Below are 13,961 nucleotides of genomic sequence, written 5' to 3'. Positions count from 1 at the left end.
ACTGCACCATGACTGTTCCTGCCATCCAGAACTCCTCGTCCTACTACTCGAACTTCGGCGGCCATCCGCCGCAGAGCGATCTGCTCACCGACCGCGCCATCGTCACCGAGGCCTACACTGTTATCCCCAAGGGCGTGCTGCGCGACATCGTCACCAGCGTCTTCCCCGAGTGGACCAACACCCGCGCCTGGGTGCTCAACCGTCCGGTTGCCGGTGGGGCCACCACATTCTCCCAAGCCATTGTGGAAGTCGCCCCCGGCGGCGGTGCCGAGAAGCCGGAACCGCAGGCGCAGGTGCAGGGATTCATCTTCGTGCTCACCGGCCAGCTGACCCTTCTCATCGAGGGCACCGAGCATGTGCTGGTGGACGGCGGCTTCGCCTACCTGCCAGCCGGCGCCACCTGGTCAGCCCGCAATGACGGAACCGAGCTGACCAGCTTCCACTGGCTGCGCAAGCGCTACGAAGTCCTAGAAGGAGTGGCCGCACCGGCTCCCGTGGTGGGCAACGAGCGCGATATCGAACCTGGCCCGATGCCGGGCACCGATGGCAAGTGGCGCACCACCCGCATGCTGGATCCCAACGACGTCGCCTTCGACTTCGGCGTGAACATCGTGACCTTCGAACCAGGCGCATCGATTCCGTTCGCCGAAACCCACGTCATGGAGCACGGCTTGTACGTGCTTGAAGGCAAGGGCGTGTACCGGATGAATGGCGACTGGGTCGAGGTCGAGGCAGGGGATTACATGTCCCTGCGCGCCTTCTGCCCGCAGGCTTGCTACGCCGGCGGCCCGGATAACTTCCGCTACCTGCTCTACAAGGATCAGAACCGCCAGATCGCGTTGTAAGCGTTCATTTCCAGAGACTGCCGGGGCCGCACCCCGCGCTGACCCGCCGATTATCGGCACACCGTGTCCTTTTCATGTTCCAGTGATGTTTCCTTTGCTCGGACGTGGTGGGCTGACGGCAGGGTCGCGCGGGATGCGGCCTTCGGCTTTGGAGTCCCGGGGTTGTTTCGTGAGGGCTAAACCATCATTCGGAACTCTTCATCACACACATCGGCAATACCGGTCCCATCCCCTGAAATCGCGGGCCCCACCAAATCGACCAACGTTGGTTGATCTGGAAGTGGGTTGCGACCCTGCACCCGTGGGAGAGTGAAATCGACCAACATTGGTCGATTTCAAAGTGGGGATCAAGCCCGAAAAGCGCAGGCAGCACTTTAGTTGTTTCCGCAGGAAAGTTAGTGGATACGGGTTCGCGTCTTTTCGTGGGTCACCGTCGCGCCCGCCGCCAGGCCACCAGACAGACCAGGAAGTCCAGAACCGATCCATGCGCCCGGGGGTGTTCCCGACTCGAGGTAGTACCTCGTCAACGCAGAAACGCCGTCACGATCCCCATCGCCGATGACGACAGAGTTCAGCAGATACCGGTATCCGTCACCGGCGGTCATCACCCTGATCGACACCGTCACACTCGACAGGTGCGCTACGACCTTTCCAACTGGACTACACCGAGGATGAGGTGCTTCCTGGGCGATAGTTGGCGCTAACGAGGTCCGGTCTTCCTGACGGAAGATTCAACATACTCAAGGAATCTGATGCGACGCTCGACAGTGTCTTTGGGTCCGTCCATCGAACCAAGGATGTGGGTCTTGTCCAACCTGATGCCGCAGATTCCGAGGACGTGTTTGCGCAACAGCCGTGCGGGCGAGTTCGGGATAAGCCTGGTGTAAAAGCCGGGCGCCCAGCTTGTCGCAATCAGGGACGCGGTCTTGCCTTGCATGAGACGTTCCGGTCTTGAGTGATTCATTCGGTAGGCGTAGCCGGGAGTGAGCACACGCTCGAACCATCCGTGCAGCACGGATGGAAACGTCGTCCACCACACGGGTGTGATGATCACGAGGTGGTCGGCCCAGGCGAGGTCGGCTTGGCTGCGCTCGATGAGCTGGTCGGGTTCCATCCGTTCGCGGTACCCGTATCTGAGCACGGGGTCGAAGTCCTCGATCCCGAGGTTGATTTCGCGCACATTTTCGGCGCCAGTATGAGTGCGTAAGCCGCGCTGATAGGCGTCGGCGACGGCCTGACCGAAGCTCGCAGTGTTGGGGTGGCCCTGGATGATCAGCGTCTTCATCAGCGGCGCGCCTGCAAACGCGTCATTTCTCGCTCGACCTGTTCCTGTCGCACCCGGAATGGCGTCCTGCCGTAGATGGCAAGGCCCCAAATCACGGCGGCGATGCTCATGCCGAGGACGGGCCAGATGACCCAGAAGTATCCGCTCGGTGTCGTCAGCCACCAGATGAGCAGCATCCCAACAGCGGCGATCGCCCAGAGTGAGACGACGCCTTTGTAGACGTTGCGGGCGATGACGATGGCGCGCGCGCGGCGTTCCAGGTCGTGCTCGTCGATGTTCATGCTTCTCCTCCTGTTGTGTCGGGATCCGTGGGATGTTCGGCTTCGAGCGCGAGGCCGAGCTCGTAGTGCGCTAGTCGTCGCAGCGCGAGCAGGACTGGCTCGTAGAGCGCAGTACCGAGCACCGCAAACGCAATCGCGGCGTCGGGCTGCTCCCAGGGGATGCGAGCGAAGTCGGCGCGGGCAATCACGCGGGCTGCGTCGCCGTAGACCGCGATCTGTGCGTCGTCTAGCGTGATCCCCACGCTCTCTGCCAGTTCCAGAGCGGTCTCAAGCTGCCGGACGCTGGGGGTGTCTGCCGCGAAGCGGTAGCCGAGACTCGCGAGCAGCCGGAGTGCCCGTCTCGGTTCCTCGGTGGGCGAATCGTTGCCGCTGGTTCCGATCGTCGGCAGGGCTGAGGTCGCTTTCCCCATCGCTTCGAGCGGGCTCTGGTCGGGGGTCTCGATGATCGAGAGCACCTCGCGAACCTGTGTGACAGATGCGCCGAGAACGTGCACCATGCCGCGGATCAGCCGCAGCCTCGCCAGGTGCTCCTCGGAGTACGCCGACTCGCGTGCGTTGAGCACCTCGCCGGGAGCAAGGAGCCCCTCGCGGAGGTAGTACTTCACCGTCGCGACGGGCACGCCCGAGCGTTCCGAGAGTTCCGAGATGCGCATCGTGCCTCCTGGGTTGACCAACCACTGGATAACAATGCTATCTTGTGAGTGTCAATAGTGCAACTATCCAGTAAGCTTTAGGAGGCCGTCATGGTGCAGCAGGGTCAGGGTTCGAGGCTCGGAGGGGTGATCGCGGCCGCATCGATTCCGATGTTCATGGCAGCGCTGGACAACCTCGTGATGACGTTCGCTTTGCCCGTCATCCGTGACGATTTGGGAGCGACGCTGACCGAGCTGCAGTGGTTCGTGAACATCTACACATTGCTCTTCGCGACGCTGATGATGCCGGCAGCAGCTCTCGGGGATCGAGTCGGGAGGCGGCGGGTGTTCCTCGCCGGGATCGTGATCTTCACTGCGGCTTCGGTCGGTGCGGCACTCTCCGACAGTGTGACGGCCCTCATTCTTGCGCGGGCTATCCAGGGCGTCGGTGCTGCGGCGATTGTGCCCCTGTCGCTCACGATCCTCTCGGTCGCCAGCCCACCTGCACGGCGAGCGATGGCGATCGGGATCTGGGGCGGTGTGAACGGGCTAGGGATCGCAGTCGGGCCGATCGTGGGCGGAGCAGTCCTCACCGGTCTCCACTGGTCGGCGATCTTCTGGCTCAACCTCCCCATCGGCGCACTCGCCCTCATCCTTGGCTGGCGACTTTTGCCTGAGAGCCTCGGTCGACCCAGCAAATTCGACGCCCTCGGCATCGTGCTCGCCGCGGTGTTCGTCCTGCCCCTCACCTGGGCGATCGTCGAGGGCATTGAGCGTGGCTGGACAGCAACCCCCGTGCTCGCAGCGTTCGCCCTCTCAGCAGCCGGGCTGATCGGGTTCCTCTTCCGAGAGCACTACAGCTCCGCAGCGTTTCTCCCGTTGCGACTGTTCCAGAATCGCACGTTCTCTCTGGCGAACCTCGCCGGGTTCCTTTTCTCCGCCGGAGTCTTTGGGGCGATCTTCCTGCTCAGCCAGTTCCTCCAAGTCTCGATGGGGTACGGGGCGCTCGAAGCCGGGCTGAGGGCCACACCGTGGACGCTCGCACCCATGTTCGTCGCACCCCTCGCAGGCCTACTCGTCGCTCGCATTGGAGTACGCACCGTCCTGATCACCGGAATGAGCCTGCAGACACTCGCCCTGCTACTCATGACGCTTATCATCACCGCCGACGTCGAGTACCCGTTGATCGTCGCGCCAATGCTGCTGGCAGGGATCGGCATGGGCCTGAGCTTCGCGCCCCTGTCCACCGCAGTGCTCACCGGACGCCCCGACACAGAACATGGAATCGCCTCGGGCGTGAACAGCACACTCCGGCAACTCGGCATCGCAGTCGGCATCGCCATCTGCACCGCGATCTTCGCCACCACCGGCGAGTACCTGCCCGGTCAACCGTTCGTTGACGGCCTGCAACCCGCTCTCATCGTCTGCACCGTCATCCTCGCCGTCGCGACCCTCAGCGTCGCCGTGCTGCCCCAGCGCGCGAAGCACTTGGCTCACGGTTCCAAGGCCACCGAATGGAACTGAAGCCGCCAGCGTCACCTAGGGTTCCGGGAGCTACTTCCGGCGCGACTATGGATGCTTCGCTCAAGATGTTCGCCAGATCCATGGAAGAGGGCGATGTAGGACCACGGTCCTCGCCGAGGGCCAACCGAAGTGGTCGAACAGCTCGGCAAGCCTATGACTAGCCATGCAGACAAGAAGCCGCGCACTTGCTCGCAAGGACGTCCAATGCTGGTGCGGGAGCAGACAGCGTCTTCTCCGTCCGGGCCGGTACGAGTGTCGTCAGCGAAGGTGGTGTTCACAATCTCTGGCTGGGCACGGGTGCAAGGGCCGTCAGGCGATGCGTTCCTCGAAGCGGGGAGCATACTGACAATCCCACCAGGGATGGAATGTCACGGGTTCCCTGAAGGGTATACGCGGACAGTGACGTTCTACATTCACGCAGACTACCTGGCCGACCAGCTGCGATGGCTGCCCGTCACACATCCACTCGTGCACCACCTGCACGGTGCACTGAACGGGTGCGCCGATCTGCAGACGCTGCAACTCGCGTCGACGACAATGCATGCTCTCACACCTGCTCTACTCGGCCTGACCCAGCCTCGGGCCGACTGGCAGGGAGACTTCGCGATGTTGTCGAACGCATCCGAAGTATTCGATGCAGTGGGACGATTCAGCGGCGTCTCGACGGGAAATCGCGACGTTGCAGGGATGTGGCCCCGCCGGGAGATCGCCGTCGCGATTGCGTTGCTGCGAGCGGATCTGAGCAGACCCTGGAGGGTTGATGAGCTCGCACGCGAGATCTCGGTGTCTCCGGCACACTTGGCTCGGCTATTCCGCGCCCAGATCGGGATCTCACCGGCGGCGTTTCTTCGTCAAATCCGTGCCGACCATATGGCCGAGTTGCTGCTGACCACGGACCTCACCGTGAGGGATGCGGGTGCCGCTGTGGGATGGGAGGATGCCGCGGTCGCATCACGCTCGTTCAAGCAGCGACATGGGGTGGCTCCGCGGGTGTACGCGAGCACGTATCGGCGATCAGTGGCAAAGTTCGAGACTTTACCGCGCCAATCACCTAAGCCGTGACCAGCGACCCTTGCCCGAGGCGGGATGTGACTTCCGATGCGATTCGTCATCGTCCATCGTTGATTGCCGATCGTGTGTGGAAGAAAGCTGGCGCTAGAAATCAGCCAGCCGCAGGCACCTCTGGCCTGTTTCGTGCCATGTTTTGAAATCGTAAGACCGATATGAATGTTGACTTGCAGCTTTAGGTGGCACCAAAGCGTGATGTGGTTACTAAAAATAGGTATTTCGGTACGCTGAAGAGCATGGGATCACGATTCATTCGCAAAGTTCGCACCGCATCCGGTGCGATAGCAGTGCAAATCGTGGAGAAAAACGGCAGAACCGTGATCGGCATTGAGCATCTCGGCTCCGCCAACACCGACGAAGACCTTGCCGTCCTGCTTGCTTCAGCCAAGGAACGGCTGCTTCCTGGCCAGGACACCTTGGATTTCAGTGTCGAGCAAAAACCCGTCGCAATGGGTGATCTTCCGAACTGGACCGCTCAAGAACTACCCGCAGAAACACGCTCCGCAGGCAGGCCACGCAGCGCACCGGTTGCTGCCGACGCGAAGGTAATCGCTTCGCCAGCCACTGAGCTCTGGGAGATCCTCGAAGCAGCTTACGACCGGCTGGGATTCAACATCCTTGATGACACTGCATTCAAAGCCATGGTGCTGGCGAGGCTGATCGAACCCATCTCGAAAGCCCAGAGCATTCGAGTGCTCCAACAGATCGATGCACCCCACCCGTCCCTGCGTACGCTGTTCCGCAGCCTGGGCGCCTGCATCGAGAAGGACTACCGCGACCAGCTGGCCAAGGCCATGGTCGCCTAGCGGTCATTAACCGCAGGCTTGGCATCCTTAGTGATGTATGACGTGACCACCTTACATTTCGAGGCGAAAGACGAAGATAAGCTACGCAAAGTCGGGATGAGCAAAGAACGCCGCGTCGACCCGCAAATCCAGGTCGGGCTACTCGTGGACCCGGCAGGATTCCCGCTGGAACTGCACATGTTCGAAGGCAACAAGGCCGAAACGACCACCATCATTCCCGTGCTCCAAGCATTCCAGGCACGCCACGGAATCACCGACTTGGTCGTCGTCGCTGACGCGGGCATGCTTTCAGCAAACAACCTGAACGCGATCGAGGATCCCGGATTCAAGTTCATTGTCGGCTCCCGGCTGACCAAGGCACCCTATGACCTGCAGGAGCATTTTGATACGAAAGGCAATCGGTTCACCAACGGGCAGGTCCTGGAATCCACGCGGGTGATGGGCACCGGGAAAAACGCTCGGGAACGTCGGATTGTTTATCAGTGGTCGGCCAAGCGTTTTGCTAGAGATAACCGCAATATCAACCTCATGGAGCGCAAGGCTTTGGCGGTCGCCGAAGGGAAATCGCCGATGAAGAAAGTGCGGTTCTTGAAAGTGTCAGGGGCTGAGAAGGAGCTGGATGAGAAGGTCATCGAGCGGGCCAGGATGCTGGCCGGGCTGAAGGGCTATGTCACTAATATGCTCGTCGATTCTGTGCCTGCCACGCTGGTGATCAGTGCTTATCACGACTTATGGCAGGTTGAGGCGTCGTTCAGGATGACGAAATCGGATCTGCGGGCCCGACCGATTTTCCATCGTGAAAAGGATTCCATTGATGCGCATTTGACGGTGGTGTTCGCGGCGTTGGCTATTGGCCGGCATTTGCAGGAATTATCTGGTGTGCCGTTGAAACGGCTGATCACCGATCTGAAAGCTATCCGCTCAGCGAAAGTACTGATCAATGGCCAAGTGTTGACCTTTGCAGCGCAGGTCCCCGAAGGGTTGGAAGAAGTGCTTACGAAGCTTCGTGGTGGTTACTAAGGCATTTGGCACGACACAGGAGGAATCGTGTTCTTAGCAGGGTTAGTTATTGTAAGACTGTTGAAACGCGTTGTTACTAAAGAAACTTAGCAGCACTCTTCCGAGGTCTTTATGGCGTTTCTTCTGTATTGCATATTGAACTTAGGGATGCGCTTTTATTTGTTACATGCGTTGATCTCACGAATCGGCTTCGTCGATCGATGCAAGAATGAGTGGTAGCCTCGCGAAGATTGATGTGTTGATCTATTACTGATGAATCGGTGCCACTCTGTCTGTCAGGGTGGAGCGAGTCCAGCCCTTCGTTGCAACACCTCGCACCCAGACAAGGGCGTGTACCGGATGAATGGCGCTGGGTCGAGGTCGAGACGGGGGATTACATGTCCCTGCGTGCCTTCTGCCCGCAGGCTTGCTACGCCGACGGTCCGGAGAACTTCCGCTACCTGCTGTACAAGGATCAGAACCGCCAGGTCGCGTTGTAGGGCATTAAAGAACGCTGGCTGCGGAACTCGTTGAGTTCCGCAGCCAGCGTGAGCCTTGGGCGTGCCGGAGAGAAGTTCCGGGTGCGCGTGGGGCTTGCTACCAAGCAGGCAGGGCCGGGATCGGACCATCTGCCTCAATGTGCCGCGACTGGCCGCGGGCGAGCCATTCGATGAGGCCTTCGCGGTCCGAGCGGACCTTCAGCGCGCCGTCGCCGATAACCCATTCGTCGCCTTCTTCGGTGACCAGCGTCATGCCCGGGGCGTTCTTCACGCGCATGGTGCGTACCGCGGCCTCCACGGCGTTTTCTTGTGAATCCGGGTCCGCCTCCTCGATGGTCCAGGCGGTGTCCAGATCGTGGTGGTGGATGACGATCTCCGCGATCCGAAGCGCCACGATGGAGGTCGCCGGGATGATCTTGCCGTGCAGATCCACCTCTTCGACCGCCAGCTCGCCGGTGAGACGCTCGGACTGCTCGGCAAAGAACGTCGCCGCGTCGCGGAAACCCGCGAGCAGTTCTTCGCGGGGCAAGGCGGCAAGCTCGGCGATTTCTGCGTTGCGCGCCTCGGTGGACGCATAAAGCTGCTGCGGTTCGCCGGTAATGGCCCAATCGATGAGCTTGACCAGGGTGCGGCCGTTGGATGCGAGGTGGGCGATGACATGCGCTCGGCTCCAGCCCTCGCAGAGAGAATCGGCGGCCAACTCATCGGCGGACAGGGTGTCAATCGTGGCCATCATCATCGAGGTTTCACGGTTGAGTCGGGAGAGGTCTGAATGCAATCGGGCGGTGTTGATCATGCTGTCACCCTACCAATGGGTGGTTTGAAAATGACTCGGAAAACCGATCTATATCGAACGAGTATCGCCGCACCCGTCAGAAGTTTCAGTGCTTGGAGCCTAGCTCTGCAGCTGGATTTGAGTATAAGAAGTCGAAGTTTCAGGAGTAGGGGCTGATGAGTTCATACGCTTCGGTATTGCAATTGAAATTCAGAATCAGACGTACCAGTCCGCCGATCTGGCGCAGGGTTTTGGTTCCAGGTTCGATGCGGCTGGACCAATTGCATCAGGTGATTCAGTACAGCTTCGGTTGGTACGACGCGCACCCGCACCAGTTTGAGCTCAATGGTGTTAATGGGGTGAGCTTCGGTCCGGCTGGTTCCGAGATTAGATCCGATGTTGATGAGTCCACGGTATGCCTCGACGAACTTTTAAGTCACGGGCGGGGAAGGCTCGACTACGTCTATGACTTCGGTGATTACTGGGAAGTCCGTATCGAACTAGAAGGACTGCCACCGGTCGACGCTGCTCTGTTGCCGCGGTGTATTGGCGGACGCAGGATGGCTCCGCGGGAGGACTCGGGAGGTCCGTTGGGGTGGGCCATGGTGATCGAAGCGCTGAAGGACCCGGAGCATCCGGATCGGGCGGAATACCGAGAATGGCTCTTCTTGCGCGACGGTGAGCAGTTCGACGCTTCGCTTTTCGACAAGCAGCGCGTCAACGAAATGTTTGAGTATGCCCGCTAGCTGCTGACCGGACACATTGAGTCCCTCAGGTAAACGTGTAAAAAATTGGGCGCATTTTTCACACGTTTACCCGACATGTAAAAAACCTTTACATGTCTTCTTGGGTTCTAGCCTGCCAGTAGCTCGATGAAGCGGTGATTGATAAATAGCCACTCACGGCCTATTTTGATCTGCGTTAGTCGCCGATTGGAGCTGAATTCATTCAGCCATTTTGTCGCAGTCGGGCGCGAGATTCCACAGCGGCTGACTACGTCATTGATTCGGCAATAAGGCTTTTCGAATAAAAGATCAAGCAGTTCCGCGTTCGGTCCTGCTGAGGATTCAGTTCGCAGCTCGTCGCGCATGACTAGTTGCAACTCTTGGATGCTGTCAATTAGCTGCAGAGTCTCGTCGGCTGTCACTTGAATACCCTTAAGCATGTATAGCAGCCAGCCCTCCCAGTCATTGTCCTTGGTGACGGCTAGGAGCCTAGTGTAGTACTCCTCTTTGTGGCGAATGATGTATCGCGATAAGTAGAGAACTGGCTCCCTTAACAGCTCGACTTCAACGAGTAGGAGGATGTTCAAAATACGCCCGGTGCGGCCGTTTCCATCTGAGAAGGGATGGATCGCTTCGAATTGATAATGAGCGGCGCTCATAATGACCAATGGATCAATGTCTGGGTTTTCGTGAATGAAGCGTTCCCACTCGGCCAATTTTTCTTTGATCCGATCCGGGCCTTCGGGTGGTGTGTACCGGGCTTTGCCAGTCACAGGATTTCCAATGCAGGTGCCCGGAAGAGCGCGAACGTCCATGTCGCGGCCCTTGATATTTGTGCAAACTTCAAGCGCGGTCCGTGTTGTCAACGGACGGCTTTCGATGCTTTGGAGTCCTGTGAAGAGTGCCTCGCGGTAACGCAGAGTTTCTTTGGTGTCGGAGGATGCATGAACTTCTGAATCCGCTGCTAAACGAAATAGGTCGTCGGTAGTCGTTACGATATTTTCAATCTCGGAACTCGCTTGTGCTTCGAGCAACGGCAGTGAGCTTATGAGCACCCCGGGATTAGGTATACGAAGGACGGCTTGATTCATGGCGGCCAGTGAAGCCCGGGCCTTAGTTGTCGCTTTGAGTACCGGCCGGGTTTCAAGCTCACTTGCGGGAGGAGCTGCTAGATCGTTGAACGGTAGTTCTGCTTTCCACATAGGGACAGTCTATCTAAGCCATCAGGAAACGTGTAAAAAAATGTACGTATTTTTTACACGTTTATCTGATATGCAAAAAACCTTTACACGTCTTCTCGGCAATTTTCCCGCTGTAGGCCGAATGCCTGGTTTGTCTTGAGGCATGGGCCTTGGGCACACGGCTCCGAGGAGACGTAATGGCTGAGCGACAAATTTGAGGTGCCGGATCCAATCGCCGCTGCGGCATCGGTCAGACGCTAGATGCGGGCGAACTCGAGCAGATGGCGCTGGCCGGGGTGATCGGGCTTCCTCGCGCGCCCAACGCGAAGTTTTGAGTGCTTGTTACGATGCAGTTGAGCCTGGGTTCCGTGGCGCCGGGGCGATCAAGGAATCGGTCGAGATTGGGTTCTAGGGCCAAGATCGACCGGTAAAAGTAAGACTCCCCAGCAATGGCTTGGCCACTGCTGGGGAGCAAATGCGCTTGTAGGTAGGTTATCGCTGGGTTTCTTCGGGACTGACTTCTGTTGCCGGACCATCGGGGGTCGCCCCGCCTTCGTCGGTCCAGTCATGTCCCGCTTCGTCGGAAAGCGCAGGATCCGAAATGTGATCCTCCAGCGTCTTATCCGAAATATCGGTGGAATTCGTTGGGACGTTTTCGTTCATATCTTCTCCCTTTACTCGAACTTCCGCCACCAGCCACTTGCCTGCCAATAATGGCCAAGGACTAAGGGCTGAGCGATCCTTACTCGGCCAATGTAGCACCAGAATCGCCGGTACGCGAGCGTTTTGGAGCAAGCTCCCAGCTAACTAATCCAGTGCGCTCGGATGGGGTTGAGAAACGAACGGGAGGGCCCGCGAGTATTTATGGTTCCGCCGTTCGCCTTTCAGCGATGATGGGTACTAAACGAGCTCTGCCGCCCCGCCTTCAAGGTTGGTCGCCCGGCGCAGGAGTCCCTTCATAACCAGCATCAGGAGGGCGAACGCGCTTCCGCAGGTCGTGAGGGCAGCAATCGCCAGTGCAACACCAGGTCCGCCCACGCCAATAATTCCTAATAGGTGAACACCAAGAGATAGGGCCAGAAATGTGGCCACGGCGATTGACGCAATGATGGCGTTGACCCAGCCGAAGGCCCGCTGGGTGAAGATGGTCCGACGTTCCACCATGCTCAGCAACTTCCAGGTAGCAGCCAATGAGACCTGCAGGCAGGCAATTGCGACTATGACAACTACCGTATAGGGGGTGGCTAGGAATGCGACCTCGGGAAAGAGCGTCGCATTCTGCGCCGCAAGGGTCGGCACGACCCACGCTTGCCACAGCAGTCCGCCGAGAAAAATCAGCGTAAGGCATACTCGAAGCAGGACCATTAGCAATTTGTTCATAGAGTGATTATCAACAAAAACCTATCGAATATCAATAGGTTGTGTGGTTGAGGCGCTCCCGCGGCGAATGCGGGTTCGGCCAAGCCGTGCCAGCGCCCGCTATTGCCGCAGTGGTAGCTTGAAAGGAATCAAGGAATACCAAAAACCTCGGTCTTCCTCATCTCCCGGAATACGGGACGCCAGATTAGGGGGGCATGCGATGACAGCAACGCCAGAAACCGACATGAGCAATCTTGGGATTGCCTCGCGGGCGGCGCTCAGGCCAATTTCCGAGATCGCCGAGTCGGCGGGGATCCCTGAAGCCGCAGTTGAGTCCTATGGCAGGTACAAGGCCAAGGTCGACCCGTCGCTTTTGACTGCTCGCGGCGTCCGCCCCGGAAAGATCGTTCTGGTCAGCGGAATTTCCCCGACGCCCGCAGGGGAGGGGAAATCCACCATGGTGGTGGGTTTGGGCGATGCGCTGGCGGCCACCGGGGCCAAAACCATGATCGCCTTGCGCGAACCGTCCATGGGCCCGAACTTCGGCATGAAGGGCGGGGCCACCGGTGGCGGATACTCGCAGGTGCTCCCCATGGATGAGATCAATATGCATTTCACCGGGGATTTCCACGTCATCACCAGCGCCAACAACCTGTTGATGGCGCTGCTCGACAATCACCTGCACCAGGGCAATGCCTTGGGCATCGATCCGCGGCGCATCACATTCAAGCGCGTTCTGGACATGAACGACCGCGCGCTGCGCCACGTGGTCATCGGCCTTGGCGGACCAGCCGAGGGAGTCCCGCGGGAAACCGGTTTTGAGATCACCGTCGCCTCCGAGGTCATGGCGGTCTTCTGCCTGGCCACCGGGCTAGAGGACCTGCGCGCCCGGCTTGGCCGCATGACCATCGGATACACCTACGGCAAGGCGCCGGTCACCGTTGATGACCTGGGCGCCGCGGGAGCCATGGCGATGCTGCTCAAGGACGCGATCAAGCCCAACCTGGTCCAGTCCATGGGCGGCACGCCCGCCTTCATCCACGGCGGGCCGTTCGCCAACATTGCGCACGGCTGCAACTCGGCCATCGCCACCAACACCGCACGCGCGCTGGCGGACGTCGTGGTGACCGAGGCAGGCTTCGGTACCGATCTCGGTGCCGAGAAGTTCATGGACATCAAGGCCCGCTATGCCGGATGCGACCCCGACACGGTGGTGATCGTCGCCACCATTCGCGCGCTGAAAATGCATGGGGGAGTACCCAAGGGAGAGTTGGGCAAGGAGAATGTCGCGGCTGTACGCAATGGTTTATCGAACCTCGCCCGGCATGCCTCGAACATCAGGAAGTTCGGCATCCAGCCGGTGATCGGGATCAACCGGTTCACCGCGGATACCGAGGCCGAACTGGCGGTGGTCACCGGCTGGGCCGAAGCGCAGGGCGTTGAATGCGCGATTGCCGACGTCTGGGGCCAAGGGGGCGAGGGGGCCGGCGACCTGGCTGCCGCGGTCTTGCGGGCCATCGAAGCGCCAAACAATTTCGCTCCGCTGTACGAACTGGAGCTGCCCATCGAGGAGAAGATCCTGACCGTGGTGCGCGAGATCTACGGGGGAGCGGGCGTCGAATACTCCGCCGGCGCGCGGCGGATGCTCGAGCAGATCCACGCTAACGGCTGGGACGACCTGCCGGTGTGCATGGCCAAGACCCAATATTCTTTCTCCGATGACCCCAAGCTCCTGGGCGCTCCGGACGGATTCACCTTGCAGGTCCACGACCTGATCCCCAAGACGGGCGCGGGCTTCATCGTGGCCATCACCGGGACGATCATGACCATGCCGGGCCTTCCCAAGGTTCCGTCCGCCATGCAGATGGACGTCGATGGCAACGGGAACGCCGTGGGGCTGTCGTAGGACAGCTAGCCGAAGAATGCCCTATTTCCGAGCCGGAAGGGCCTATCCCACGTAGCCTTGAAACAAAGATATTCA

At 59.6% G+C, this 13,961-nt stretch carries 15 protein-coding genes and 1 pseudogene; 8 read left to right on the top strand and 8 right to left on the bottom strand.

Features of this window, described 5'->3' with window-relative positions; genetic code table 11:
- The first annotated feature begins 8 nt into the window (after positions 1-8).
- Positions 9-845, top strand: a complete 837-nt coding sequence (locus CIK76_RS00255; RefSeq protein WP_096282716.1) for a bifunctional allantoicase/(S)-ureidoglycine aminohydrolase — start codon at positions 9-11, stop codon at positions 843-845.
- Positions 846-1,240: 395 nt separating this feature from the next.
- Here CIK76_RS00255 and CIK76_RS00250 read toward each other — a convergent pair whose 3' ends face one another.
- From CIK76_RS00250 to CIK76_RS00235, 4 genes are all read right to left on the bottom strand, one after another.
- Positions 1,241-1,465, bottom strand: a complete 225-nt coding sequence (locus CIK76_RS00250) for a relaxase domain-containing protein (protein WP_176484033.1) — start codon at positions 1,463-1,465, stop codon at positions 1,241-1,243.
- An 80-nt stretch (positions 1,466-1,545) separates the two neighbouring features.
- Positions 1,546-2,130 (bottom strand): NAD(P)H-dependent oxidoreductase, encoded by a 585-nt coding sequence (locus tag CIK76_RS00245; protein ID WP_096282712.1) that lies wholly within the window; start codon positions 2,128-2,130, stop codon positions 1,546-1,548.
- Positions 2,130-2,411 carry a 2TM domain-containing protein gene (locus tag CIK76_RS00240; RefSeq protein WP_096282710.1) on the bottom strand — a complete coding sequence of 94 codons (282 nt, stop codon included), beginning with the start codon at positions 2,409-2,411 and terminating at the stop codon, positions 2,130-2,132. Before CIK76_RS00240 ends, CIK76_RS00245 begins: the two co-directional genes overlap by 1 nt.
- On the bottom strand, positions 2,408-3,064 hold the full coding sequence (locus CIK76_RS00235; protein ID WP_096282708.1) for a MerR family transcriptional regulator: 657 nt from the start codon (positions 3,062-3,064) through the stop codon (positions 2,408-2,410). The genes CIK76_RS00240 and CIK76_RS00235 overlap by 4 nt, the downstream gene beginning before the upstream one ends.
- 90 nt (positions 3,065-3,154) lie before the next feature.
- Here CIK76_RS00235 and CIK76_RS00230 point away from each other — a divergent pair, with 90 nt between their 5' ends.
- The 5 genes and pseudogenes from CIK76_RS00230 to CIK76_RS00215 all read left to right on the top strand — a co-directional run.
- Entirely contained in the window at positions 3,155-4,567 is a 1,413-nt protein-coding gene (locus tag CIK76_RS00230; protein WP_096282706.1) for an MFS transporter, read from the top strand.
- A 606-nt stretch (positions 4,568-5,173) separates the two neighbouring features.
- Positions 5,174-5,629: a helix-turn-helix transcriptional regulator gene (locus CIK76_RS19245; RefSeq protein WP_176484037.1), complete on the top strand. Its 456-nt coding sequence runs from the start codon at positions 5,174-5,176 to the stop codon at positions 5,627-5,629.
- 242 nt (positions 5,630-5,871) lie between these two features.
- Complete coding sequence (locus CIK76_RS19720; RefSeq protein WP_255248285.1) at positions 5,872-6,441, top strand: hypothetical protein; 570 nt, start codon at positions 5,872-5,874, stop codon at positions 6,439-6,441.
- A gap of 33 nt (positions 6,442-6,474) precedes the next feature.
- Positions 6,475-7,461 carry an IS1634 family transposase gene (locus CIK76_RS19715; protein WP_255248284.1) on the top strand — a complete coding sequence of 329 codons (987 nt, stop codon included), beginning with the start codon at positions 6,475-6,477 and terminating at the stop codon, positions 7,459-7,461.
- 350 nt (positions 7,462-7,811) lie between these two features.
- Positions 7,812-7,940, top strand: a pseudogene (locus tag CIK76_RS00215) ((S)-ureidoglycine aminohydrolase); the annotation flags it as partial.
- Between the two features lie 97 nt (positions 7,941-8,037).
- On the opposite strand, the gene CIK76_RS00210 reads toward CIK76_RS00215, so the two are convergent.
- Complete coding sequence (locus tag CIK76_RS00210) at positions 8,038-8,736, bottom strand: maleylpyruvate isomerase family mycothiol-dependent enzyme (RefSeq protein WP_096282702.1); 699 nt, start codon at positions 8,734-8,736, stop codon at positions 8,038-8,040.
- Between the two features lie 155 nt (positions 8,737-8,891).
- Between CIK76_RS00210 and CIK76_RS00205 the strand changes: the two genes are divergently transcribed.
- A complete protein-coding gene (locus CIK76_RS00205) occupies positions 8,892-9,461 on the top strand; it encodes a plasmid pRiA4b ORF-3 family protein (RefSeq protein ID WP_096282700.1) in 570 nt (189 codons plus the stop codon).
- A gap of 107 nt (positions 9,462-9,568) precedes the next feature.
- Here the strand turns inward: CIK76_RS00205 and CIK76_RS00200 are convergent, their stop codons facing one another.
- The 3 genes from CIK76_RS00200 to CIK76_RS00190 form a co-directional block, all read right to left on the bottom strand.
- Entirely contained in the window at positions 9,569-10,642 is a 1,074-nt protein-coding gene (locus CIK76_RS00200; protein WP_096282698.1) for a Fic family protein, read from the bottom strand.
- 471 nt (positions 10,643-11,113) lie between these two features.
- The gene (locus tag CIK76_RS19240) at positions 11,114-11,284 is read right to left on the bottom strand and encodes a hypothetical protein (protein ID WP_170947924.1); all 171 of its coding nucleotides are present in this window, start codon (positions 11,282-11,284) and stop codon (positions 11,114-11,116) included.
- Between the two features lie 237 nt (positions 11,285-11,521).
- Positions 11,522-12,001 carry a DUF2975 domain-containing protein gene (locus CIK76_RS00190; RefSeq protein ID WP_096257449.1) on the bottom strand — a complete coding sequence of 160 codons (480 nt, stop codon included), beginning with the start codon at positions 11,999-12,001 and terminating at the stop codon, positions 11,522-11,524.
- A 199-nt stretch (positions 12,002-12,200) separates the two neighbouring features.
- On the opposite strand from CIK76_RS00190, the gene CIK76_RS00185 reads away from it, so the two are divergent.
- Complete coding sequence (locus CIK76_RS00185; RefSeq protein WP_096282696.1) at positions 12,201-13,886, top strand: formate--tetrahydrofolate ligase; 1,686 nt, start codon at positions 12,201-12,203, stop codon at positions 13,884-13,886.
- Positions 13,887-13,961: the final 75 nt, after the last annotated feature.

The organism is Glutamicibacter sp. BW80 (assembly GCF_002332385.1).
Lineage (GTDB): Bacteria > Actinomycetota > Actinomycetes > Actinomycetales > Micrococcaceae > Glutamicibacter.
Note: the sequence above shows the minus strand (reverse complement) of the source record. Positions and strands in the feature narration are given on the sequence as shown.

Excerpts from the sequence above, each read along its gene's own strand:
- CIK76_RS19715 (WP_255248284.1), top strand. The coding sequence starts at position 6,475 with ATGTATGACGTGACCACCTTACATTTCGAGGCGAAAGACGAAGATAAG.
- CIK76_RS00205 (WP_096282700.1), top strand. The coding sequence starts at position 8,892 with ATGAGTTCATACGCTTCGGTATTGCAATTGAAATTCAGAATCAGACGT.
- CIK76_RS00235 (WP_096282708.1), bottom strand. The coding sequence starts at position 3,064 with ATGCGCATCTCGGAACTCTCGGAACGCTCGGGCGTGCCCGTCGCGACG.
- CIK76_RS19240 (WP_170947924.1), bottom strand. The coding sequence starts at position 11,284 with ATGAACGAAAACGTCCCAACGAATTCCACCGATATTTCGGATAAGACG.
- CIK76_RS19245 (WP_176484037.1), top strand. The coding sequence starts at position 5,174 with ATGTTGTCGAACGCATCCGAAGTATTCGATGCAGTGGGACGATTCAGC.
- CIK76_RS00190 (WP_096257449.1), bottom strand. The coding sequence starts at position 12,001 with ATGAACAAATTGCTAATGGTCCTGCTTCGAGTATGCCTTACGCTGATT.
- CIK76_RS00200 (WP_096282698.1), bottom strand. The coding sequence starts at position 10,642 with ATGTGGAAAGCAGAACTACCGTTCAACGATCTAGCAGCTCCTCCCGCA.
- CIK76_RS00230 (WP_096282706.1), top strand. The coding sequence starts at position 3,155 with ATGGTGCAGCAGGGTCAGGGTTCGAGGCTCGGAGGGGTGATCGCGGCC.
- CIK76_RS00185 (WP_096282696.1), top strand. The coding sequence starts at position 12,201 with ATGACAGCAACGCCAGAAACCGACATGAGCAATCTTGGGATTGCCTCG.
- CIK76_RS00255 (WP_096282716.1), top strand. The coding sequence starts at position 9 with ATGACTGTTCCTGCCATCCAGAACTCCTCGTCCTACTACTCGAACTTC.
- CIK76_RS00240 (WP_096282710.1), bottom strand. The coding sequence starts at position 2,411 with ATGAACATCGACGAGCACGACCTGGAACGCCGCGCGCGCGCCATCGTC.
- CIK76_RS00245 (WP_096282712.1), bottom strand. The coding sequence starts at position 2,130 with ATGAAGACGCTGATCATCCAGGGCCACCCCAACACTGCGAGCTTCGGT.
- CIK76_RS19720 (WP_255248285.1), top strand. The coding sequence starts at position 5,872 with ATGGGATCACGATTCATTCGCAAAGTTCGCACCGCATCCGGTGCGATA.
- CIK76_RS00210 (WP_096282702.1), bottom strand. The coding sequence starts at position 8,736 with ATGATCAACACCGCCCGATTGCATTCAGACCTCTCCCGACTCAACCGT.